The 24,923-nt window shown below is 50.0% G+C and carries 19 protein-coding genes; 16 read left to right on the forward strand and 3 right to left on the reverse strand.

Annotation, left to right across the window (positions count from 1 at the left end; translation table 11 throughout):
- Positions 1 to 3: 3 nt before the first annotated feature.
- Both tam and mltB read right to left on the reverse strand, forming a co-directional pair.
- The gene (gene tam, locus BG55_RS13565; RefSeq protein ID WP_034938721.1) at positions 4 to 777 is read right to left on the reverse strand and encodes a trans-aconitate 2-methyltransferase; all 774 of its coding nucleotides are present in this window, start codon (positions 775 to 777) and stop codon (positions 4 to 6) included.
- Positions 778 to 910: 133 nt separating this feature from the next.
- A complete protein-coding gene (gene mltB, locus BG55_RS13570; protein ID WP_034938447.1) occupies positions 911 to 1,990 on the reverse strand; it encodes a lytic murein transglycosylase B in 1,080 nt (359 codons plus the stop codon).
- Between the two features lie 210 nt (positions 1,991 to 2,200).
- On the opposite strand from mltB, the gene BG55_RS13575 reads away from it, so the two are divergent.
- Positions 2,201 to 2,791, forward strand: coding sequence for a DJ-1 family glyoxalase III (locus BG55_RS13575; RefSeq protein WP_034938448.1), 591 nt, complete (start codon positions 2,201 to 2,203; stop codon positions 2,789 to 2,791).
- A 70-nt stretch (positions 2,792 to 2,861) separates the two neighbouring features.
- Here BG55_RS13575 and lldD read toward each other — a convergent pair whose 3' ends face one another.
- Positions 2,862 to 3,998 carry an FMN-dependent L-lactate dehydrogenase LldD gene (gene lldD / locus BG55_RS13580; RefSeq protein ID WP_034938450.1) on the reverse strand — a complete coding sequence of 379 codons (1,137 nt, stop codon included), beginning with the start codon at positions 3,996 to 3,998 and terminating at the stop codon, positions 2,862 to 2,864.
- Positions 3,999 to 4,394: 396 nt separating this feature from the next.
- Between lldD and BG55_RS13585 the strand changes: the two genes are divergently transcribed.
- The 15 genes from BG55_RS13585 to BG55_RS13650 all read left to right on the forward strand — a co-directional run bounded on the left by BG55_RS13585 (position 4,395) and on the right by BG55_RS13650 (position 24,914).
- Positions 4,395 to 4,940: a YfaZ family outer membrane protein gene (locus BG55_RS13585; protein ID WP_034938451.1), complete on the forward strand. Its 546-nt coding sequence runs from the start codon at positions 4,395 to 4,397 to the stop codon at positions 4,938 to 4,940.
- A 707-nt stretch (positions 4,941 to 5,647) separates the two neighbouring features.
- Positions 5,648 to 6,283, forward strand: a complete 636-nt coding sequence (locus tag BG55_RS13590) for a Pvc16 family protein (protein WP_200871621.1) — start codon at positions 5,648 to 5,650, stop codon at positions 6,281 to 6,283.
- The gene (locus tag BG55_RS13595; RefSeq protein WP_152542776.1) at positions 6,284 to 7,066 is read left to right on the forward strand and encodes a hypothetical protein; all 783 of its coding nucleotides are present in this window, start codon (positions 6,284 to 6,286) and stop codon (positions 7,064 to 7,066) included. It abuts the gene before it with no gap.
- Positions 7,067 to 7,546: 480 nt separating this feature from the next.
- Positions 7,547 to 9,106, forward strand: a complete 1,560-nt coding sequence (locus BG55_RS13600; protein ID WP_034938456.1) for a phage tail sheath family protein — start codon at positions 7,547 to 7,549, stop codon at positions 9,104 to 9,106.
- A gap of 74 nt (positions 9,107 to 9,180) precedes the next feature.
- Positions 9,181 to 9,651, forward strand: coding sequence for a phage tail protein (locus tag BG55_RS13605; protein WP_034938458.1), 471 nt, complete (start codon positions 9,181 to 9,183; stop codon positions 9,649 to 9,651).
- Between the two features lie 49 nt (positions 9,652 to 9,700).
- A complete protein-coding gene (locus BG55_RS13610) occupies positions 9,701 to 10,177 on the forward strand; it encodes a phage tail protein (protein ID WP_034938459.1) in 477 nt (158 codons plus the stop codon).
- A gap of 2 nt (positions 10,178 to 10,179) precedes the next feature.
- A complete protein-coding gene (locus BG55_RS22865; RefSeq protein ID WP_160170858.1) occupies positions 10,180 to 10,350 on the forward strand; it encodes a hypothetical protein in 171 nt (56 codons plus the stop codon).
- Between the two features lie 25 nt (positions 10,351 to 10,375).
- On the forward strand, positions 10,376 to 11,029 hold the full coding sequence (locus BG55_RS13615) for a CIS tube protein (protein ID WP_034938461.1): 654 nt from the start codon (positions 10,376 to 10,378) through the stop codon (positions 11,027 to 11,029).
- Between the two features lie 14 nt (positions 11,030 to 11,043).
- Entirely contained in the window at positions 11,044 to 12,837 is a 1,794-nt protein-coding gene (gene vgrG / locus BG55_RS13620; protein WP_034938462.1) for a type VI secretion system tip protein VgrG, read from the forward strand.
- A 19-nt stretch (positions 12,838 to 12,856) separates the two neighbouring features.
- Complete coding sequence (locus BG55_RS13625; protein ID WP_034938464.1) at positions 12,857 to 13,156, forward strand: PAAR domain-containing protein; 300 nt, start codon at positions 12,857 to 12,859, stop codon at positions 13,154 to 13,156.
- A gap of 28 nt (positions 13,157 to 13,184) precedes the next feature.
- Entirely contained in the window at positions 13,185 to 13,634 is a 450-nt protein-coding gene (locus BG55_RS13630) for a GPW/gp25 family protein (RefSeq protein ID WP_034938724.1), read from the forward strand.
- Positions 13,634 to 17,605, forward strand: a complete 3,972-nt coding sequence (locus BG55_RS13635; protein ID WP_034938465.1) for a baseplate J/gp47 family protein — start codon at positions 13,634 to 13,636, stop codon at positions 17,603 to 17,605. The genes BG55_RS13630 and BG55_RS13635 overlap by 1 nt, the downstream gene beginning before the upstream one ends.
- Positions 17,598 to 18,443, forward strand: coding sequence for a hypothetical protein (locus BG55_RS13640; RefSeq protein WP_052018852.1), 846 nt, complete (start codon positions 17,598 to 17,600; stop codon positions 18,441 to 18,443). The genes BG55_RS13635 and BG55_RS13640 overlap by 8 nt, the downstream gene beginning before the upstream one ends.
- On the forward strand, positions 18,433 to 20,814 hold the full coding sequence (locus BG55_RS13645) for a hypothetical protein (protein WP_152542778.1): 2,382 nt from the start codon (positions 18,433 to 18,435) through the stop codon (positions 20,812 to 20,814). The genes BG55_RS13640 and BG55_RS13645 overlap by 11 nt, the downstream gene beginning before the upstream one ends.
- Positions 20,811 to 24,914: a contractile injection system tape measure protein gene (locus BG55_RS13650; protein WP_034938468.1), complete on the forward strand. Its 4,104-nt coding sequence runs from the start codon at positions 20,811 to 20,813 to the stop codon at positions 24,912 to 24,914. Before BG55_RS13645 ends, BG55_RS13650 begins: the two co-directional genes overlap by 4 nt.
- Positions 24,915 to 24,923: the final 9 nt, after the last annotated feature.

Consider the following 24,923-nt stretch of genomic DNA (forward strand, 5'->3'; position numbering starts at 1 on the left):
GCGTTAACCCCTTTGTGCCACCATAAACAGGCGGGGAAAAGGCATCAGTATGCGGCCATCATGCTGGATGCGATAAGCCTGCTGCAACTCATGCAGGTAGCTGGCGATGAAAGACTGTTGATCATCTTCTGACAGCGGGGCCAGAAAAGGCCGCAGACCTGTTGCCCGTAACCAGTCCACCAGCGCCTGATGCGAAGGCATAACGTGATAGTAAGTTGTGCGCCAGATGTCCACTGAACAACCGGCTGAGCTGAGCAAATCATAATAATTTTCAGCGCTAAGTAACCGCTTACGCTCAGCCGCTTCCGCACCAATTTTGCTTTGCCAGGCGGGCATTTCACTGACCTTGCGCATCAGACTGTGACAGGGCTGGTCCAGATTATCCGGCATCTGTATTGCCAGCACACCGCGCGGCGAGAGCTGTGTAACCAGATGCGGCAGTAACTGAGCGTGATCGGGCAACCACTGAAGCGAAGCATTGGCGTAAATCAGATCCTGGGGCTTATCAGCATGCCAGCCGCGTATGTCAACCTGCCTGAACTGACAATCAGGCAGGCGTTTTAAAGCCTGTTCGAGCATAGCCTGTGAGCTGTCCACTCCGGTGATCAGCGCATCCGGCCAGGCTTCACGCAACAAAGCAGTACTGTTGCCCGGACCACAACCGAGATCAACAGCAGAATGCACCGTTTTGAGAAGAACGCGATCCAGTAACTCTTTGGCAGGGCGCGTACGTTCAGCCTCAAACTGACGATAGAGATCGGGATTCCAGTCTTTCATCTCTGCCTCACGATATTTATTAACAACATCATTCACTGTAGAAGCCGGCCAGCCACGCAGAAAGAACAATATCGCAACAAGTCGTTCAGGACAGGGAAATCGCTAAAGGCCATCCGTTTTCACGGAATGCGCCTCAGAACCGCCCCGCATCGCGCACGGCTTCACCCAGTTGCCACACCGCCATCGCATAGTGATTGCTGTTGTTATAACGGGTAATTACGTAGAAGTTTGGCAGACCATACCAGTACTGGTAATACTGCCCCATATCGAAACGTAGCAAGCTGACCTGCTGATGACCATTGAGCGGTACCTGAGGTGACAGTCCGGCAGCCGCAAGCTGCGCCGGGGTATAGCGGGTTTTGAAACCGTTTTCCAGCAGTGGTGCCTGCCCGCTGGCCGGAACCGCAATGGTGCCCCCTCTCTGCCAGCCGTGAGCGCTGAAATAATGCGCGACGCTGCCGATAGCATCAACCGGGTCCCAAAGGTTAATGTGCCCGTCGTTGTTAAAATCCACCGCGTACTGTTTAAAGGAAGAAGGCATAAACTGACCGTACCCCATCGCACCGGCGAATGAACCGCGCAAATCGAGCGGATCATCTTTCTCTTCTCTTGCCATCAACAAAAAGGTTTCCAGTTCGCCGCTGAAATATTCAGCCCGGCGCGGATAGGCAAAGGAGAGCGTTGCCAGCGCGTCAATGATTCGGGTTTTGCCCATCACCCTGCCCCAGCGTGTCTCCACACCGATGATGCCAACGATGATTTCAGGCGGCACGCCATACTGCTGCGAGGCACGATTCAGAGCATCCTGATACTGGTTCCAGAACTGCACGCCGTTTTGCACGTTATCCGGCACGATAAATTTGTTGCGGTAACGGATCCATGCGCCGTTTGGACCTGAAGGGGGCTGATAAGCCGGTGCCTGACGGTCCATCAAACGCAGCACCCAGTCCAGACGTTTCGCCTGTGCCAGCACATCATGCAGTTGCTGACGATCAAAATTGTGCTTCCGCACCATTTTCTCGATAAATGCCGCAGTAGCCGGGTTATCAGCGAAATCGCCGTCCAGCGGCGCGACATTATGCGAAGGTTCAAGTAGAAAACCGTTGTCGCCTTTAAAAGGATTACCGTGTGGCTCAGGCTGCGGAAGTGGCTTACTGCTGCTACAGGCTGAAAGCAGGGCCAGTGGAAAAAGGAGTGTGAGCAAATAACGCATTGCATATCCATAGCGCGATAGAAGTAGCCATCATGTTAAAGCATGCTCTGAGCCGATGAAAAGCATATGTTGTGTAAAGGCATTGCACGGGCAGTGTTGTTAATGCTCTGCGGCCACGGTGCGCATCTCATCAGCACCAGCATTGACAATATAAAAATAAAACGTTATTTCAATAATATTATTTAGCCATTTTATTATTCAGGAGGAATGATGACTAAAGAGGCGGCAATACTGTTAGCGCCGGGCTTTGAAGAGGCAGAAGCTTTTATCATTATTGATATTTTGAACCGGCTGAAGGTAAAAGTGACTACCGTTGCCTGTCATACCGGACGTGAGGTGGCCAGTTATCATACTGTCCCGGTTGTGGCTGATGTACTGCTGAGCGACATCCAGCATGAGGAATTTGATGCAGTGGTGATCCCAGGCGGACCAGAAGGCACGGTAAATCTGGCGGCTAATCCACTGGTAAAAGCCTTTATCAGTCGCCATGACGAGGCCGGAAAATGGATAGCGCCGATCTGCTCTGCTGCCGCCCGGGTGCTGGGCGGCAATCATTTGCTGAAAGGGCGACGCTACACCTGTTCGGGTGATCTGTACAAAGCGGTGACCGATGGCGTCTGGAGCCCGGATAATGTCGTGGAAGACGGTAATCTGATCAGTGGCAAAGGGCTGGGTAAAAGTTTTGAGTTTGCCTTTCAGCTGGCGTGGCGTTTAACCGGCGACACCGAAACCGCCGATTTTCAGGCCGATCATATTTATTTTGATTACTGGCGCAGTCATCAGGGAATGAATGCCGGATAAAAACCCACAGCGGGCCTCGCCGCCCGCTGCTCCTGCTCCTGCTCCTGCTCCTGCTTACAGCAGCGTTTGTTCACCATGAAACCAGTGAATCGCGGCCAATCTCCGCAATAGTTTTCGCCCCGGTCAGGGTCATTGCCACCCGCATCTCTTTTTCCATCAGCGACAGCAGATTTATCACCCCCGCTTCACCGCCTGTTGCCAGCGCGTAGACAAATGCTCTCCCCAGCAATACGCCGTCAGCGCCAAGCGCAATCATCCTTACCACATCAAGCCCGGTGCGGATGCCGGAATCCGCCAGAACAGCTATCTCACCTTTCACCGCATCGGCAATTGCCGGAAGCGCTCTGGCTGTGGACAATACGCCATCCAACTGGCGTCCCCCATGATTGGAAACCACAATACCATCCGCCCCAAAACCGATCGCATCCCTGGCATCCTGCGGGTCAAGAATACCTTTAATGATCATCCGCCCCTGCCAGAAGTCGCGGATCCACTCCAGATCCTGCCATGATATTGAGGGATCAAAGTTTGCCCCCAGCCAGCCAATATAATCCTCCAGCGTGGTTGGCTGCCCACGATAAGCCGAGACATTCCCCAGATCATGCGGTTTACCCTTTACGCCAACATCCCATGCCCACTGTGGATGCAGAACCGACTGCAAAATCCGTCGCTGTGTGGCATAAGGGCCACTCATCCCCGAATGCGCATCCCGATAGCGTGCGCCGGGAACCGGCATATCGACGGTAAACACCAGTGTTTTCACCCCTGCCGCCTGCGCACGTTCCAGCACATGTCGCATAAAACCACGATCTTTGAGCACATACAGCTGGAACCATATCGGGCGAGCAATCGCCGGAGCCACCTCTTCCAGAGGACAAACCGACACGGTGGAGAGCGTGAAAGGAATCCCCTTTGCCGTAGCAGCACGGGCAGCCTGTACTTCGCCACGGCGGGCATACATCCCGGTCAGTCCAACCGGAGCCAGTATCAACGGCATCGCCAGTTGTTCATCAAACAGGGTAGTTTCGAGGCTCAGTTGAGACATATTTTTCAGGACTCGCTGACGTAACGCGATATCGGCTAAATCAGCGGTATTACGCCGAAGGGTATGTTCACTGTAGGCACCGCCGTCGAGATAATGAAACAGGAAGGGAGGCAATCTGCGTTTTGCCGCTTTACGGTAGTCCGTTGATGCAGAAATGATCATTCATTGTCACCTGTCTGTAAATATTGGCTGGGATCAGAAAGCCTGTAGCGCAGCGAAATAAATTTCCTGAGCCGTGCGCGACGGCAGCAGGGCTGTGTACAGAAGTGTAGTGGATAATCAGACGGGGTTGAGGCGCAATATTTCGACACTACAAATACGCAACACGTTTGCAATATTTCGCATGACAGATAACAAAAGATACCGGGCTACGGAAGCCGGACGGCTTTAAAAGAAAGGGCATTTAGCGTTATTTTTTTGATGCAAGTCAGGACAATTAAAAAAATCTGAAAAGCCAGATGCATTATTAAAAAAACAGATCGGTTTCTACTACTGGTTGAGAAAGGGTTTAAGCAAAACGAATAAAATACCCGCACTAATTTATATCTGGACATTAAAATGAAAAAAATCACTTTAACAGCGCTGATATCATTACTGATTACCTCAACATCCGCAATGGCAATGGGTGTCAGTATGGAACAAGGTAAAAACTTTACCAATCTTAATGGTGAAATCGGTAAAGACTCAGGCGGCATATTCCTGGAGAGCAACTGGTTGAAAAATACCCAGGATGGTACTCAGGTGGGTTCAGTGGGTACGGGTTATAATCTGGAACTTGGCCCGGTTATGCTGACAGCAGGAGTCAAAGCGGCTTATCTCGGCCCCAAAAAGGGCGATAACGGCGTGGCGTTTCCTGTAGGTGGAGGCGTGAGAATCGCCTTACCTGCTAATTTCGCCCTGTATGGTGAGGGATATTCTGCTCCACGCGGCCTGACTAACAGCGTAAATAACTATGTTGAAGCCAATGGTGGTATCAGCTGGTCACCGCTGGGTCCATTGACCGTGAAAGCCGGATATCGTCACGCCAGCGTGGATGGCAAAAGTGGCCACCAGAATCATACGTTGATTGACGGTCCATTTATTGGTGCCGGTCTGACTTTCTGATTTGAACAACATTGTAGTTTGCTGATTTTGCATATCAGCAGATGCCAGGCATAACAACAATCATCAGCATGACTTTTTATCAGTGATAATTTACTGATACAAACATTGCTATTACGCCCCGATTTCTTTCGGGGCTTTTTTTAATGGCCACAAAAATAAAACCATTAACAAAGAAAAAATCGCGAAACATATTTTGATAAATGCATCCGTAATTATTTACACCGGAGAGAAAAAAAATTTAAAAAGCAGTCAAAACTGGCCGAAATTAACGTCCTGTCGGCGTCGCCAGCAGGCACATTTGCTGTGGCGGATATATCCCGGAAATAGTGCTGTATAGCGGTTATAATCCCCGAAGCTCTGTTTTCTGCACAATTGAACACCCGTTTTTATCCTGAGCTGTATTGCCATCTGTCGACTTATCAACGCCTGCCCTGCCCACATTTCAGGTCCATATTACCCTGCGAGAAATATGTCCTCTAAGCATCCCGGACACCTGTCGTAAAGCCGGTGAGCAGATGGCTTACACGCTCGGGTTTTATCGCTGGTTCTGTGTTTTTCAATAGCATTCTTCCGCATGCGGCATCCCAGAGTGAGACAGGCAGACCTCCCTGACCGCCTCGACGGAGTTCACAATGGCGATCGCCTGGTGAGAAGCGCCACCGAAAACCGTTTAAGGTTGTAAAACATTCGGCAAATGCGTTATAGCTATGAAAGCCCACTCAGGAACATCATTTGCTATTATTGATCAGGAATATCTTATGCTGGCTTTGTGCTTAGATTACTTAAAAGAAAGGATGAATCAGTCTGTCAAAAGTGTGTTTGATTTAGCCGATGACCTGGTGATTGTCTCTCCGCCAGCGGACCTTGATGGCTCAAAGTCACCTGAAAGACAAAATAAGATCCTCATTTTTATCAACAACATCGAAAAAGACACATTTTCAAAAAGTTACCGACCTGAGTTCAACCACACAAACAACAGAAAAGCGGTATCATCGCAGCCGCTTTTTATCACCATGACGGTGACCGTCGCAGCGAACTTTAGTACGAACCATTACTCTGACGGATTAAAAGTGCTATCCCATTTTCTTGCTTTCTTCAATCGCCATAACAGCTTCAATCGTCAGAACTCCCCTGACCTCCCTGAAAATATTGAACAAATTAACATGGAGATGGAATCCATACCGGGTGAACAATTAAACCATTTGTGGGGGATATTCGGCTCACACTATCTGCCTTCGTGCATTTACAGAGTGAGAGCACTGATCCCCGACAGTGAATCAGTTCTGTCTCAGGTAGGTAGCATTCATTTATCCGATACCACGATGGCAAAAAGAGAGAATTAAATGACAGGCTATCAATCAATCTTACTAATTAGCGTTATGCATGAGTATTACAATGCAAACAGCGATGGATTAGCGCCCTTTAAGATTATTCCAGACCGGGAAACAGCAGTGTTACTCCGTCAGTTCGGCATTCTGTTGAAATCAGCGCGGGGATTTACGCAGCTGATTGCTGAAACTGAACGGTTTGAGGATTTGGCGGAGTTGACTGACAAAATCACCCTGAAATTTCATCTTATAAGCACGGCCCCTGCTATCAGAAGCATCACAAAAATGCCCGGGATGTTCAATATTTCAACTGTCCATGCAGAATTTACCGATAGCCCAGCGCTGGATATTAATGCAGAAAACTGGGCTGATATAAACCCGTCGAATACAACCATCGCCAGTAATGATGTTGCCGTCTTTAATAAAAATTTAATCAGCATACTCACTATTACTCTTCCGCAGCGTCACTTAACTCTGGAGAAGAAATCTGTTACGGTCAGATTTAATGCCATCTCGGCCAACTGGAAATACTATATATTTTCGTCGGATGGTAAAAAAAACCTCGGTATTTCTCACTTATTTACCGAGCAGCCGAATGAAAAAATCGCCAATAAAACGGCAAGAGTTTTTTTATCTGACAATCCAATACCCCTGAGGGAAGTTTACACAGAATATTTCTCATTATCAGATGACAAAAAAATCATCATGAAATCCCTGCCCCTCCCTGCTCCGGATAATATTTCAACATTTATCTCCGACGGAATAAAAAAATCCATCGCTCATATTTACATCAACTGATCATGCTGTGGCACCAACTCCTCTGATTACCAGCCTTCATACGTGATGCGGTCTGAACGTTACGGTGAAAAATGGCAGGCCGGCTGAAAACGCACACTGCGCGATCAATACCAGCAAAAGCCAGATGGATTGTTTTTCGACTGCCCCGATTACTGTGGCCATTTTGATGACATGATAAAAGCCCTTAACGCCAGGTTATGATTTTCATCATAAATTTCAATGGGTTAAAAAATTAGCTCCATAAATTCCCGGCTAAACAGCACCTGCACATCCCTGTAAACAGATGGGTAATGATGAAAAATGTGATCTGACTTTTTCGACAACTTCAGTTGATAGTTGACAGAAAACTCAGAAAAAGTTATACAAACACATCAGTATTCTTAATCAGATAGTTCTTAATCTCAGGCCTTTCTTAACAGCGTTTTTTCTGTGTGCTGGCAGTCGGCATGGTTGCAATTCAATTACATGAAGGTCCAAACTATGGGCGTAATGAAAACACCTGGCGTATATATAGTTGAGCAAAATGCATTCCCGAACTCTGTTGTTGAAGTTGCCACTGCGGTTCCCGCATTTATCGGATATACAGAAAAAGCGGATAACGGCGGTAAATCGCTAAGCAATCAGGGATGGCGTATTACTTCGATGTCCGAATATCGTCAATACTTCGGTGGAGAACCCCAGCATTTATTTGAAATAGCCGAAATTGGTAAAACTGCGGATGCTAATACCCGGGAAGCATTTAAGCAGTCGGGAAAAACTTACCAGATTACGCAATCAAATACCCGCCATCATCTTTATTACAGCATGCTATTTTTCTTTCAAAATGGCGGCGGCCCATGTTATATCGTTTCAGTGGGTAATTACTCAGACGATATCGATGCCGGGATATTAAAGGCAGGCATTATGCCTTTAATTAAAGAAGCTGAACCCACCATGCTGCTTATTCCAGAAGCAATACAGCTGGCAGAAGATGATTGTATTAATGTTCAGCAGGCTATGCTTGGGCATTGCGGCGGTAAGATGAAAAACCGCATTGCGATTTTAGATATCTGGAATGGTTACAAAGATCGTCAGCATCCTGATGGTGACTGTATTGAAAACTTCCGTTCTAAACTGGGTACTAATTATCTCGATTATTCATCTGCCTATTACCCGTGGCTGAACACCTCAATCGTGCAGGACAGCGACGTCAGTTTCCTGAACATCAGCAATATCGATAAGCTGGCAGAATTGCTTAACAGCGAAGTTGCTGCGGTGTTCAGTGATTTAGAAGGTCTCACTGAAGAAGAACTCAGCACAGGCGGTAATAAGCTGAGAGCGACACGCAAACAGGCCATGCTTGATGAAATTGCTAAGTTAAGCGGCCAGCTGTCAAGACCTGATGCGGTGCTATTGCATAAGATCCTTTCGAATATGAGTGCGCTGTACCAAACCATCATGGCGGACATCAAATTCCAGCAAAATATCCTGCCACCCTCTGCGGCGATGGCCGGTATTTATACCATGGTCGACAACTCACGCGGCGTATGGAAAGCCCCCGCTAACGTCAGCGTCAACGCGGTTGTCTCGCCAACCGTTAATATCAGCGATGATGAGCAGGAAGATTTAAACGTAACAACTCAGGGTAAATCGATTAACGCTATACGCCCCTTTATCGGTGAAGGTACGTTGGTCTGGGGAGCAAGAACGCTTGATGGCAACAGCCTGGACTGGCGATATATCAACGTCAGACGCACGATGATTATGCTACAGGAGTCAATTAAGCTGGCCTCCAAAGCCTATGTCTTTGAGCCCAATGTCGCCAATACCTGGGTTTCGATGGAAAGTATGCTGGGTAATTTCCTCTACGGTATCTGGAAACGAGGCGGATTAGCCGGTTCAACGCCGGGTGAAGCTTACAATGTGAGCGTCGGTCTGGGTAAGACAATGACCGGAAACGATATCCTGGAAGGTATTTTGCGTATTACCGTGCTGGTGGCGATGGTACGACCGGCTGAATTTATCGAAATCACCTTCCAGCAAAAGATGCAGGAATCGTAGATTCTGTCCTCTGCATGGCATGTGAATAGCATTCAATATTATCGAATATAACCAATTATTCTCAGGAGATACCTATGGCAGATGACGGTTCAGCTCAATCCGAAACAGTATGGCCAATGCCGAAATTTCATTTCGAAGTGAAATGGGATGGTGGCGCTGGCGCTGGCATGGTTTCTGCATTTCAGGAAGTATCCGGTCTTGATTTAGAATCACAACCCATCGAATATCGCGCGGGAAACAGCCCGGTATTTTCCACGATAAAAATGCCCGGATTGATTAAAACCGGCAACGTCACGCTTAAGAAGGGTATTTTTAAAAGTGATAACAAGTTCTACACGTGGTATTCGAAGATCAAGATGAACACCATCGCCCGAACCGCCGTCACCATAAATCTGTTAGATGAAAGCGGGGCGCCAGTGATGAGCTGGAAACTAAAAAATGCCTGGCCGACCAAAGTTACCGGTACCGATTTAAAATCGGACAGTAATGAAGTGGCGGTTGAAACCATTGAACTTGCCCATGAAGGTCTGGAAATCTCCGTTTGATTTCTGTCATTGAGCAAAAACCTATTTCCTGAATACAGAAAGAATCACCATGGAAAGCCAAAAAGGTACGGGTGCAGTACAGGGCGATGGCGACTGGCCCCTTCCCGCTTTCTACTTCAGCGTTTCTGTCAGTGGCTGTGCTGATGACACAGCCTTTCAGGAAGTTTCCGGACTGGAGTTCCAGATAGAAACTGAAGAGTATCGCGAGGGGGGCAATAACCTGGTTTATCATCTGCCCAAAAATATAAAAACCAGCAATTTAACGCTAAAGAGAGCCGTGACGGATAAAACATCCAAATTACTAAGCTGGTGTCTTGGCATTTTGAATGATGAGCTGTCCAAACCGATTGTGACGAAAAGTGTGTCGATAAATTTGTTAAATGAGAAAGGGACAACGTGCAGAAGCTGGACTGCCTCAAATGCCTATCCGGTGAAACTGAAGATGGCCCCTTTTAACTCGACCCAAAATGATATCGCCATTGAAGAGATCGAAATTTGTTTTAATCATTTGAAAAGGAACTTATAACCGTGCCAATAGAAATAAAGCAGCTTGTGATTAAGTCAAAAACAATAAATGACGATAATAAAAACGCGTCTTTCGACTCTGAACGGCCAGATTATAATGCTGAAAAAAACCAGCCAGAGAAAACACTCCCTTATCACTTTATAAAAGCAACTGATACAGTAAGAGAAAGATAAGTGATTTGAATAAAGGGAGTCCATCATGGAAAAAATAACGATAAAATCAATCACCTCTAAAGGAAGTGTTGCGCAAACATTTTCGGCGACGTTGAATCCGGGCAGCATTAAACATAATTTTGGTATCAGCTATACCAACAGAGGTCCACAGCAGCAGGGGGACATTTCACCGACCACCACCTTTAAAGGCTATGACAGCGAAAAACTGGACTTCGAACTGCTCATTGATGGAACAGGGGTAACGGGCAATACCAGCACCAACACCGTGCAGAAGCAGCTTGCCACGCTAAAAAAAGTGACCTACGCCTATAATGGTGAGCAGCATGAACCCTATGCGGTGGTGATATCCTGGGGGACATCCGTCAGCTTTCAGGGACGTCTGACCTCTATCAGTATCAATTACTCTCTGTTTGACTCCTCCGGTAATCCATTGCGAGCGACGGTAGCGCTGAGCTTTGCAAAATATTTAACGCAAAAAGAAAAAAGCGCTTTAAAGAAACAGTCCTCTCCGGACCTGACTCACATTATTGAATTCAGGGCAGGAGATACGCTTCCAATGCTATGTCACAAGATCTATAACGACAGCAGTTACTATATTGAGGTAGCCCGGAAAAATAATTTAGCCAGCGCACGACAGATCAAGCCCGGTACAAAAATTTACTTTCCACCTTTAATTTAAACATCGGGTTAATTATGGCTATATCTCCATTAAGTGATGACAGTACCGGGGTAACCACCTGGACCATTAAAATTGATGGCAAAGCGATTGACAGCGCCATTGGCGTTATCGCTATCCATGTTCGGTACCAGATAAATCATATCGCTACTGCGGAGCTCACCATCAGCGATGGCGATATGCCTTCTCAACGCTTTGATGTCAGCGATGCCGATACCTTTAAACCGGGAGCGACTATTTCTGTTTCTGCTGGCTATGCAAGTGATGAAAAAACAATCTTCGAAGGGATTATTATCAGCCACGGACTAGAAATTACGGCGAATAACAGTTCATTCCTGAATATTGTTTGTAAAGATCAGGCAATAGCAATGACTATTGCTAAACACAGCCAGTGTTTTCTTGCTCAATCTGACAGTAAAATAATCAGCGCGCTGCTGGCTAAATACCCCAACATTACCAGCTCCGTCGGCAGCATTACCGACCCCTGGCCTGAGCTTGTCCAGTTTAACAGCACTGACTGGGACTTTATCCTTACGCGCGCCGAAGCAAATGGCTTTGTGGTCACCAACCAGTGCAATAAGGTGACGGTTGATAAACCTGCAACAAGCACTGCGGCGGCCCTCGTGGTGACCTGGGGCACAGATTTAATCTCGTTCTCGGCAAAAACAGATGCGCGAAACCAACTCAGTTCTGTCACCGCGACCGCGTGGGATTCTGCCAGTCAAAACATGGTAACAGGCTCCGGTTCAGCTCAGTCCATCGCAGGGCAAGGCACCTTCACCAGCGCAGATTTAGCGAAGGTATTGGGCATCAGTGATTACCGGCTACAAACCGCCTCAACCATCAGCACTGATGCTCTGACTCGCTGGGCTAATGGTCATCAGGTAAAAGCCATGCTGAGTAAGGTTCGGGGCAGCGTCACTTTTCAGGGAAACGCCAGCGCCACCATTAACAGCTTACTGGAGCTCTCAGGTGTGGGTGAGCGCTATAACGGTTCACACTATGTTGGTGGCATTCATCACAGTATTGAGAAAGGTCAGTGGATCACCACGGCTGAACTGGGGATGTCGCCGATGTGGTCGGCGGAACATCGTGATATCGCCGCCCCGCCAGCGTCAGGGTACTTACCCCCCGTCGATGGGCTGCAAATCGGCATCGTGACCAAATTAGATGGCGATCCGGATTCCAGTTATCGCATTCAGATAAAACTGCCGACGCTGGATAACGACTCCAGTTTAATCTGGGCGCGATTAGCCAGCTTCTACGGTTCATCAGGCTGCGGAAATTTTTTCATTCCTGAAATCGGTGATGAGATGATTGTGGGCTTTATCAATCAGGACCCCAGCAATCCCGTTATTCTTGGCTCACTGTACAGCAGTAGAAATATAATGCCTGAAGAGATTACGGCCGATAATTATATTAAAACCATCGTAACCAAAAGTAAGATGAAAATTATTTTTGACGATGAAACCAGCATCATGACCTTAATAACACCCAACGGCAACTCTGTGGTGATGAGCGATAAAGACAAATCTGTCACGCTGACCGATCAAAACAGTAATACGATAAGCATGGGTGAAAGCGGTATTGCTATTAACAGCAGTAAAGATATTACTATTACCGCGAAAGGGTCGGTCAGTATTAACTCCACACGCGATACCATCGTTAAAGCGACAGGCGATGCTAACATCTCCGCTTTAAATGTTTCAGCGCAGGCCAATACCGGGTTAACGCTTAAAGGAAATACAACCGCTGAACTTTCCTGTTCAGGAATAACGACCATCAAAGGCACGCTGGTCAAAATTAATTAGCAACGAGCGGAATTGATATATGTCCTTTGCAGCAAGAATTACGGACCTACAGATGTGTCCGATGGCTACCCCGGCGCTTCCCCCTGTTCCTCATGTTGGTGGCCCAATTGCAGGACCGGGTGTCCCGACGGTGTTAATTGGATCGTTACCCGCCGCGGTGCTGGGGGATAGCTGCGTCTGCGTTGGCCCGCCATCTACCATCATCAAAGGTTCTGCCACCGTGCTGATTGGCGGCAAACCTGCGGCAAGAATGGGTGACAGCACCAGTCACGGAGGCACTATCGCGCTGGGGTGCCCCACGGTCATTATTGGCGGTTAATTATCGCCAACGGGATAGCGTGAAATTTATGGCAAACAACAACGCATTTTTAGGAACAGGCTGGGCATTTCCCCCCAGCTTTACCGGGCCTCATCACCAGGTGGTGATGAGTTCTGATATTCAGGATATTGAACAGAGTTTAACCATTCTCCTCTCCACCACGCCTGGGGAGCGCCTGATGACGCCCGATTTCGGCTGCCGGATTAATCATTTTGTCTTTGAGGAGCTCACGCAGACGGTATTAACCCAGCTGACAGCAGAAATTCGCCATGCCATTTTATTTTTCGAATCACGCATTAATGTCGAAGATGTGCATTTTTTACCCGATCCGCTCTCAGGGAAATTACTTATTCAAATTGACTACAGCGTTATTACCACCAACACCCGTAGCAATATGGTTTATCCCTTCTATTTAAACGAAGGCACCTTAATATCGCCGCAGCTACTCCCGTTATCTGACGAGTGGGATATCGCTTAATGACCTCACGGCAACAGCGGCAGGATGAGGCGATAAACTCATCCATGTTTAATCCCCATGAACTCAGCTTTGAGCAATTAGTCGTTTGGGCGTATCAGTTTGCTCAACAGTTGCCGTTCAGAAACCTGGCGGATCAGCCTGACGGTCACTGGGGGAATTTGTTTCAACAAAGTGAAATCGTGGTCTGTGCCGCGATAGCCACCTGTAATACAAAACATATTCAGGCAGAATTTAAGCAAGCCCTGGCACGTGGTGAAAACGTGACCGTCGAGTTTTTACTCATTTTGTTAAAACGGATGCAGGAGTGGTATCAACATCTGCCAGACACCCCGGAAACCGCTTACCAGCTTAAATATCATCTGCTGCATGAATATCAGTATCACCTTTCATTACCGCTAAGCCTGGTGATAACCCGATTACCTGAGCAATTCCGTCACAGCCTGCAATCGCTTGATCCGTTATGGAATCTTGATCAACACACGCTGGATAGCGCATCGCCGGTATTGCAGCACAGCAGCTTTGGTGAACAGATGCGCCACTGCTTTGCCAAAATAGTCTATGTCATTGAACAGATAAAACAGCAAAGCCAGCAGGTATTGCAGGCCGCTTTAATGCATCAGGAAAATAACCCGCAGCAGGCGCTTTATTTTGCCTTCCTGAAGTTGTTCGAACGAGCACAACAGAGCCTGAATCAGTTCACGGAAAAACATCTGCAATTTTATTATCAGCAGGTTTTGCAACAGGATAAGAATCCGCCACCAGAGAATTCGATCTACCTGAAGCTCTCATTAAACAACCGAACCCAGAATACCCTTCTGTTTGAGCAAGGTGCCGGGTTCAGTCCAGGCGATGACCCTGACTTTAAGCCGATCGTTTATCGTAGCCTTTACCCGATTGAAGTCACGGATGCCGAGGTGTCGCACATCTTCAACCTGACCTTACAGCGCGACCCGCTGGTTTCACCCGAAAAGGAATCGGGCCTGGTGTGCGGCGTCAGCGGACAGCGTCTGCGTATAGCAGCAGCTGCCGCCGGGGACAATTTCCCGAAAGAACAGCAATTTAATATATTTAATAACAAGTACAAAACCGAAGACAGCACGCAGCCGATGGGGCTGGTCATCACCGATCCCTTATTTTCGATGCAGCAGGGCAACCGCAGCATCGATATCGTGATTCATCTCAAGGAGGTACGTTCAGGCATTGTTGCCCAGGAATTACTGGCGGTGGATGATGATGATAAAACCAGCGCAGCCCTGACGCGCGTATTCACCCATTTACTCACTCTGCATGCCCATCTGCTGGAAGACTGGTCCGCGCGGATAAGCGCTGTCAGGCTGGCAGAGCAGGTAAAAGCAGAGCAGCTCAGCAGGTTTCGGCATCTCAAACCGTCACAGCGTGTCTGGGGGGCCTGTAAATTATTTTTTCTGCAAATGCTCCAGTTTATATGTTCAACCCCGGACGAAGGGATGCAATATGGCCTTGCCAGGACAGAGCTGCTGTTTCGGGTCATCGGTCAGATAGTCAGCCGACGCGCACTGTACACGGTACCGTGGTTAACCGAATCCGAGAGCGCAGAGGTCCTCAGCGGTTTAAAACCCATTTTTGCAGAAGATTCAACGGCTTACACTACGATAAAAGCGCTGCTCTGCCACTCGGCCACGGCGACTTTTTATCAACTCTTTGAGGGTGTATTCCATATTGAAGCCTCAACCGAAAATGGTTGGGAGGTGCTTGATAATGTGGAAATTTATCCCTGCGCCCCCCACGAGTGTGAAACGGGATTCAGGGTGAAATGTCATGTGGATACCGGCTTTGCGCCCGTCATCTCCCGCCATGCGCATCTGCTGCACAGTGCATCGCTGAGAATAACCCTGAAGCGACAAAGCAACTGCTTTCCCTACGCTATTTTCCGCGATTTTGAATTAGCAAAACTGGCGATGTCGGCACAGGTCAGCGGCGTAACCCGGATGCAATTATTTAACCCTGAGGGGCAAATTGATTCCTCGCAGCCCTTCTTCTTATTTGGTTCCCAGCCTTATCCCGATGCTTATGCGGTGATAGCTAACGAAGAAATTGCCCGGAAAAACCTTAACCAGTTGCTGCTGCACCTTGACTGGGGGAATCTGCCGCGAGGTTCAGATGGCTTCAGCGAATACTATGCTGAATACCCTTATCCCTACACCAACGCCAGTTTCCAGATTCGTGCAGAAATGCTCAGTAACGGGCAGTGGGTTGAACCCGCCCCGACTACCTTACCGTTATTTACGCCAGCCAGCGGCGCACTTCACCATCACAGACATTTTCATTTTCCGCATATCAAAAACGGCTACACGCCGGTGACCCACCCCTGGCCAAAGACGCCCTACAGTAACCAGTCTGGGTTACGTAATGGGTTATTTAAGCTGAAGTTAACCGGCCCGGAGCCGGCATTTGGCCACAAAAGCTACGCCCCGTTGCTGAGTGAGACACTCACTTACAACGTCAGCAAAAAGCATAAAAGAACGCTGCCCGCTCCGCCTTATACGCCGCTGGTCACCCGGATTGCCATCGACTATTCCGCGGAGTCGACCATTGATTTATTAAGCGTCGACGGTCACAGCCAGAGTGAAATTGTGCACCTGCACCCTTTTGGCGAAAACGTCATTTATCCGCCAAAGCAGACTCACCAGCTCCACAGGCCGCGATTCTTTCCGAATTACGAAGAAGACAGCCACTGCTTTATCGGGATCACCGCGACCGAATTATCGGGATATTTAAATATTTTCTTCGTGTTTGACGGTAACTCCCGCCTGCTGACGCCCTTTCCGTCTACCGCTTATCGCTGGTATTACCTGGTGGATAATGAATGGCAGACACTTCATCCACACCAGATTATCCATGACACTACCCTTAACTTTCTTACCACCGGTATTGTCACCTTAGACCTGCCCGATGACATCAACAGGGAACACACCGTGATTCCATCGGGGCTGTTCTGGATCCGTGTCAGCACCAACCGGGGGATCGACCGCTATCCCGACTGTCTGCATGTCGCCACGCACGTTGTAAAGGTCACGGGAAAAGGCGCTCCCCTTGCCGATGACGGTATCACCCCGCTCTCATTTTCTGCATGGCGTAGCACACCACGAAAACCGAATCTGGCGGTGATAGCACAAATTAATGCGATGATAAAAATCCCCGAAACGGAGAGCGATCGGCACTTTCAGATGCGGGTGAGTGAACGCCTGCGTCACAAAGGCAAAGCCTTAACCCCGTGGGATTACGAGCATCTCATTCTGGAAAACTTCCCGGAGGTGGGTGCCGTACACTGTTTCCCTGCCCGCAGCTATTATGCTCTTAAGCAGCAGCCAGGCCGCGTACTGATCATCGTGACCCCGGTCAATACCCATTGCGATCACTCACTCTGTTCGCCAAAGCAGTTAGATTCTTCCTGTCTCCTCACCATTCGCCGTTACCTGTTGGCCGTGTCTCGCCCGCACGTCGAGATTGAAGTCCGTAATCCTGGCTACGAAAAAATCCAGATCAGATGCAAAGTCATCTTAAAAGACGGCGTCAGCCATGGCCCCGCCTTGCGAAGACTGGAATATGCTGTCAAATCACAGCTATGCCCCTGGGCAGCGGATACCCTGAACACCGGGCTGGGATTCTGCTTATCACTTGAGAAGCTCAGCGCCTTTATTCTCAGGCAAAAAGACGTGGTAAGCGTCAGTGCGCTCTCCGCACTGAAAATCAGCATGGATGAAGATGCGGAATACACCCTTCAGGACAGTGCGGCAAACAGTGAACCTGTTCGGGCTGCCTTTCCGTGGTATTTACTGATCCCGGAAGAGCATCAGTACATTCAAATTTCAGCCGATAGCCTTACCCATAAACCCGTTACCGTCGGTATTGGCGAACTGGTTATCGGGGAACAATTTATTGTCGGCACATCAACTCCCTCTCTCCCCGAAGGCGAAAAAAATAATGGCTAAACGTAACCGCAGCACGCTCAAGAACTATTTTCGTCATGGGACCATGCCGTCAGCCGAACATTTTTCAGACCTGATTGATTCATGCGTTAATCACAGTGATGAAGGCTTTATTAAGCCAGCGGAAACGGGCCTTCAGCTCAGGGCATTGGATCAGCAGCATCTGCTGAGCTTTTACCAGCAAAACAGTCCCGATACTCCGCTGTGGCAGGTCGGATTTGCCCCTCAGGGTAGCAATTTACAGATTTTCGCAAACCCCAGTGCAGATATCACCGATGAAAACCCGGCGGAGAGCGAAGCCACCCAGGCGGTCAGTCTCTCAATGACGCCCAAAGGACAGGTGGGGATCAATACCGCCACGCCGCAGCAGACGCTTGATGTCAACGGCACGATCGCCTCGCAGGCCAGAATGGGCAGCGTATTAACAGATACGCCGATCCCCGCCGACGGCGAATGGCACGATATCACCCCCGATCTGGAGGGGTGCCATATGTTGGAAATCGTCGCGGGTATTGGCATCCGCTACAGCGGCCGTTATGCGCTTGTGCATGCCATCGCCATTAATACCTGCGCACCAAACAAGCGTTGGTGGCAGCGCGGAGATAAGAACCCCATTCATCTGACTCAGGCATTCTTTCACTCGTCGGCTGACAAAATCCAGCTGCGCTGGCGGCAACATAACCACCGAGGCACCGTCCGCCCTTACGCATTACAAATTCGCACCACTACGCCATTTGGCGAAGGCCAGACCATCCGCTACCACATTACGCAACTGTGGAATGACCCCTTTATGCAGCAATGCCACTCCACGGCAACGGGGAATAAAGTCAATGATGTCTGAGGCTATTTCCAAACAGCGCCATAATGATAATCCGAACAGCTTCGAACATCTTTATCAGCTTGGCCTGACATACATCCAGCAGATGAGTGGTCGACTCTGGACTGACTACAACACGCACGATCCGGGTATGACGATCCTGGAGCAGGTGTGTTATGCCCTGACCGACCTTATCTACCGCTGTGAGTTTGAGGTGACCGATTATCTCTGTGATCCCTCAGGGAAGATTGATTACCGGGCTCATGGCTTAGCGCTGCCGCAGGATATCCTGCCGGCATACCCGCAGCAGCCAGAAGAATATGAAACATGGTTATTAGCCCGGCTGCCTGAGCTGGATAAAGTGTGGTTACGCCTGGCTGAGCATGCCCCGCAGCTGGGTATTTACACCCTTAATGCGCAGCTCAATCATTTTTACGCGTTAAGCCAGCAGCGTTCAGTGTCAGGTCAGCATTCGGTTTACAGCCAGCAACATGCCGCGGTGGATCATATTCGCCAGGCGTTTCATCGGGTACGGGCAGTGGCAGAAGATTTATCCACCATTGAATTAACCGGGCAACACCCGCTGACGCTCAACGCTGTCATTCACGTCAGTGATGATATCGAGGATGTCACCGGTTTTGCTGCCCGTATCTGCCACCGGATTGGCCTCTGGCTGGAAGCCAATGTGCAAATCACCCCTGCGACGGTGATTAAAGAATCACTGCTGGCTGAAGATGGGGTCCAGAATATCGAGCGGCTGGCGTTTATTCAGTACCGGGATAACGCCGGTTATGCTGAACCTGTGCCGCTTGATGATATTGCGCCGTTTTCATATCTGACCCTGCCGCAACCCTCTGCCCATTCAGGAATTGAGATTATTCAGTTTCAGCACCCGGTTGATATCGACTATGCCGATCTCGCCATTCAAATCGAGCAGATTCAATACCAGCAACGTTTTGCCCGGCTGAACGCGGCCACGCCTGTGGCGCTGCCCGTTGGTCACCACGTTGAGTTCAGCCACTATGAGTCCATTCAAACGCTGTTCCCGAGGAACTATCATTTAGCGCCGGGGATGCCGAATGATTACCATGCGCAACAACAGGCGCAACGGCATCAGCTTCGCAGCTACTTACTGCTGTTTGATCAACTGATGGCTAATTTTTGTGATGACATTGACGGCCTGAATACCCTGTTCTCGCTGTCATTAACGCCTGAGACCACCTATCACGCGCATCTGTTACAGGATGAAGAGTTTTATAATATCGCCAGGCATTACCCGCCGGATGCCGCAACGCGTCTGGATCAGTTACGTGCCCGGCTTGATGATTATCCTGAACGGAAAAATCGCATCTTTGATTATTTGCTCGCCCTGTACAGCGAACGGTTTCCGGCAGGATTACATCGCCAGTTCAACCCCTATTTTCCGGGCCCGATATTAGAAAAACAGCTACTGAAATATAAACAGGCCTTTATGCTGAATATCGTCACTATGACCCGTGAGCGGGGCATGGGTGATAATTTGCTTCAGCCTGAACATCAGGGGGGATATCGTCAGCGCCTTTCGCTGCTGCTGGGACTCCTGCCACAGGCATCCTCACAGGGAAATTGTACCGAGGCTATTACCCGCTACTCACTGAAGCTGGTTGCGGACCCGCTCTACTTCCCCAGCGATGCAGGCAAAAAAGTGTTGTGGTTACTCAGCCCCGGCGCACAGACAAACCTGCTGCCTTTAGCTGATAACCGTTTAACGGAATACCCGAACGAAGAGGATATTCAACATCGTCTGTTAGCCACCTCGCTGTTCCACGAGCGAATGCTGCCGGACGTGCTGATGCGGTTCGGCATTGATAACAGCAGATACCGTCTGCTCCATTGCCCGGAGCATGGTTATTACCAGCTGTTTTTTAACGCCGATATTGCAGGTCCCCGGCAGTGGTTTTATATCGCCAGCCACCCTGACAAACAGACACTCACCGGGCTTTGCCACCTGTTGCAACGTTGGCTGACCGGGCTGAACCAACGCAGCGAAGGGCTTTATGTCGTTGAACCGATTTTACTGCGTACCGGGGACGATAACGCATCGTTGAGCGACTATGCCAACCGGGTAATTGTTGTTTTGCCGGGCTACACCGCGCGCTTCAGCAACGTCAGATTTCGGGAGCGGGCGGAGCAATTAATCATCGAAAACAGCCCGGCGCATCTGCTGACGCAGTGCCTGTGGCTTGATTTCTCCGCGCTTGCCCAATTCGAAACGCTCTACAGCCAGTGGCGGCAGGCAAAATCCAGCGCGCTACAGCATAAAGAACAGCAGCCGGCGTGCGATGCCATTGCCAGGCAGCTGTATCTGTTTCTGCAACGGTCACGCAATGAAACAGATGAGGCGTTGAGTCTGTGAGCCAACTTCACAAAATCAATCACGCCAGCCTCGAATTTAATTTCAGCGGAGTTGCTGATGCAGAAGCCTTTGAGCTACGCGCCGCACAGTGGGTTGTGCAGCAATTCATCCCGGTGATGGAAGCGGTATTTGACGAGGTCTGTCCTGAGCACCAGACCCTGGTTATCGACACGCTGACGCTCGATCTTGGTGTGCTGAGCGCAGGGGCGTTTTACCAACAGGCACCAGAAAGGCTCAAACAGATACTACAAACCACACTGCGCTCACAGCTCCAGATCGCCAGGCAGACACCTCAGAGCAGACCACCGGCTGAACCTCATCACATGCAGGTGCTGAGCCAGCAGCAACAGCGCTGGAACCTGCTCTGGCAATTCCTTCGTACCGGTGCGCTTCCATGGTCTGTTGCAGGCAGGCAATTGCCGGAATCACTGGGGTTGCCGGATATGCTGACCGAGCACTCGGCCCGGCTGATTAACGCACTCAGTACCGCCAGTCGGCCTGAGCAGATAGTTCGACGGCTGGTTGAGCAATTTCCTGCCAGACACATTGCCGCGCTGTTTCCCTCGTTAGCGCCAGCCTGGCAATGGCAGATGATGTCACTGTTATTAACGCACCCGGTCAGCCGCCAGGGAGAATTAACCGATCGGCTGGCACTGGCGTGGTTCAACCGCTTCAGCCAGCTGTTAGCACAACACAACCTGACTCCGCTGCGTGCCGACTGGGAAAAGCTGATTCAGCAGTATGCACCGCAGCTGATTAACGCGCTCCGGCAACGGCACAGCGACAGCCAGCTGCCCTGGTGTCTGGTGCAGGATTTAACGGAAGCTGAGCGTTTGCTGCTGTTAAGCGTATTAACGCCGCAGGAATATCCATTTCTGAGCGCTATTCTGCAAATGCCAGACTGGTGGCAGTTTAAAAGTCGGGCCGATTTAACCTCGCGCGATGTTTACGCCACGCAGGCATCAGGCGCGGAGAAATCCGTCACGCTGTTAGCCACCTCGCAAATCCACCAGCATTTATGGCTGTTCACCCTCCAGTACCTGCTCATCGATCGTGGCAGTGCCTTTAACCGCCAGAGCTACATGGCAGGCCTGGTGACCCGGATGGCAAATGCGCAAAACCAGAAGGCAGAGACGCTGCTGGCATCGTTAATCTCAACGCTGAACAGCATCACCCTCCATAGCGCACTGCGGGAACAGTTATTGCATTTACTCCATGCCATTGCGCCCGTCATTGCTTCACCGACAAGGTTAAACGCGTCCGATAAACAGGAAATCGCTGAAATCAGCCTGGCCGCTGGCGCACCCGCTGACGAGGCACATCTGCCGATCGGTACGCTGCCATTTCTGCATATCAATGAGCTGGTTATGGCGCTCTGTGCCGGTAAAGAAAAACAGCTCCTGCTGCACTGGCCACCACCTTCGCAGCCGTTTGCCGCCTTATTACGCTGGTGTGGTCAACTGGAGTATGTGCGTCGCCATTGGTGTGAAACCTATTCTGATAAAACCTTATCAGCGCTGGTCGGGATACTGGAACCGAGTGCCACGCCTTTAATACGGATCCTCAGGGTGCAACATCGCCTGTTTACACCCCAGCACACCACGGCGATCGGCCGCACAACAACGATGAATTTATGGCGATTCACCTTTGCCTTTCTGATTGTGGAAAGCAGTGGCGCATTTAATCCCAAAAGCTATCTGCGTTATTTAATCCGCCAGATGGCACGCTGGCATCATGTCTCTTATCACCATCAGCTGGCGTCACTGAGCAACAGCGTTATCGATGCCGGTGATTTTTTACTGCACGGCGTCCCCCTGAGCCGTCTGCTTGAGGAGATCGCGCCCTCCGATTCCGCGGAAAAAACCGTTAAGGATGACGCACCATCACCTTCTTTTTTCCGGCTGTCACTCTCACCCTCGCTGATAAGCGGGCTCTCTCTGGCGCAGCTCGCCGACATCGAGCAGATCATTCTCACGCTGCAAAGTGCCCGGCTGATTCAGTGGAATAACCACATTAAGCAATGGCAGCGCGACCACGGGAAACGACTGCCGCTGCTGATTGTCAGTCTGGGAAGCTCGCAGCCCACGATTAAGCGCTGGGTAGCCCATTTTGATGACCCTGCTCTGTTCACATTAACCAGCCTCGTCACTCCACAGGCCACCGAGAGCGTGCGCACGGTGATTACCGGGCGTCAGACCATCGCCCTCGCCCTGAGTCATGGGGCAAATCCACCCGACGCCAGCAACACCAGAACTGCCCTGTGGGAGCTGACGCTGCACTACCTGATAAGCCGCCGGGGAAGTGAATTTAATCACTACCAATATTTGCTGAATATCACTGAACAGCTTTCTGCCCGCTATCAGATTAACGTTGCGCTATTAATTCATGAGTGGCTGCGTCTGAGCGATAGCGGCTTTTTATGGCGTCAGCAGTTAATCGACCTTGTTGAACATCATCAACGGCCGCCGGTCACGGCACCTCAGTTGCTCAGCAGTGTGCAGGCCGACGATCAGACAGTGGCTGTAAGCCAGCAGCAACAAACGCTTTTACAGCACTATGCCGCGATCAACGCGTCGGCAACCGCCATGCAGCTTCAGACATGGAGCCTCCCCCAGCTGACGCGCCTGATACGCATCATGCAGCCGCAATGCAGTGAGCGCCTCACCGCGTTGTTGCCTTTACTGCTTGCGATAGTCAATCAATTTCAATTGGCCCCTCACTGGTTTTACCCACTGCTGCTCAGCCATGACTGTCCTGCCACGCCAGAGCAATGGCTTCAACGGTTGCTACAACAGATAAACAGGCAAAATGCATCACCAGACCGAACGCTCCACCATCAGTTGCAACAGCTGGTGCTCAGCAGTAATGACATTCATCACCCGCTGGCGGAACGCCGGCGATGGACAGAGAACCTTCTGCCAGAAGAAGCGCTGCCTGAAAAATTACAGCTATGGCTGGAAGGTAAAGCCCCGGCTCCGACACAAAGCATCCTGGCAGGCTTATCGCCGCGCGGGCCGCAGCTCCCGCTACTGCAATGGCTACAGCGCACGCTGGCAAACCCACGCCATATGCAATGCTGGCTTGAAGGGCTGTCGGCTGAAACACACCAGGCGATTTTGTTCCCGAGACTGACCAGCACCACCCTCGCATTGCTGGCATTGCGCCAGGCATTTTGTCAGCTCTTTGCCTCGCCAAAACAGGGAGAGGTTTTTTTCTGGCAAACGCTGTATCGCCAGCACTGGCTCAGAGGGATTGCCATGACCGGCGACAGGTTCATGCAGGAAGTACTTATTGAGCTGACACAATTTTGGCGAACTCACGCCGTGCAGGACAACGCATCAGACGACAGGTCGGTTGCTGCGCTGACTGAACGGCTGGTGCCGTTGATATCCTCCACCTCACAGCGAAAAACGTTAGTACAGATAGCCCGTCAGGGGAAACAACACCCGCCGGGAAAAGCCCCCCGGGCGGCACACCTTAATCATCAGCAACCTGAAATCAGACAGCTTGCAGAGGCCATTGATATGACAGACAAAGGCATGAAAAAAAGCACGGAGAATACACGGGAAGAATCGCAGGATAATGCAGAAGTCAGCGCGGATCCCATCGTTATTCACAATGCGGGGCTGGTTCTCGCTTCAGTCTATATTCCGGTGTTATTTCAGAAATTAGCCCTGACCGACGGGCGCAATTTCGTTGACGGTCAGGCACAGTTGCAGGCACTGTTCTGCCTGCAATGGATGACGGATTACACCAACAGCGCGCCTGAATATCAGCTGCTGCTGAATAAGGTGCTCTGCGGGATTGCTCCATCTACCGCTATACCCCAGCAGGTTACCTTGCCGGAAGGGGCAGAAACGCTGATAGAGGGTTTACTCACCGCCATTATTACCCACTGGCGGGCCATAGGAAAAACCAGCATCAGCACGCTGCAAGCCTCTTTTTTTCAACGTGAAGGCATGCTCACCTCCACCCCTGAACACTGGCAGCTTAAAATCTTCCCCGCCCCCTTTGACATGCTGATCGACCAGTTGCCGTGGAGTTTTCAGACCATCAAATACCCATGGATGGATCTCCCCCTTTTTGTTTCATGGCGCTAAGGACAAAAA

It is taken from the genome of Erwinia mallotivora, from assembly GCF_000590885.1.
In the GTDB taxonomy this organism is placed as follows: domain Bacteria; phylum Pseudomonadota; class Gammaproteobacteria; order Enterobacterales; family Enterobacteriaceae; genus Erwinia; species Erwinia mallotivora.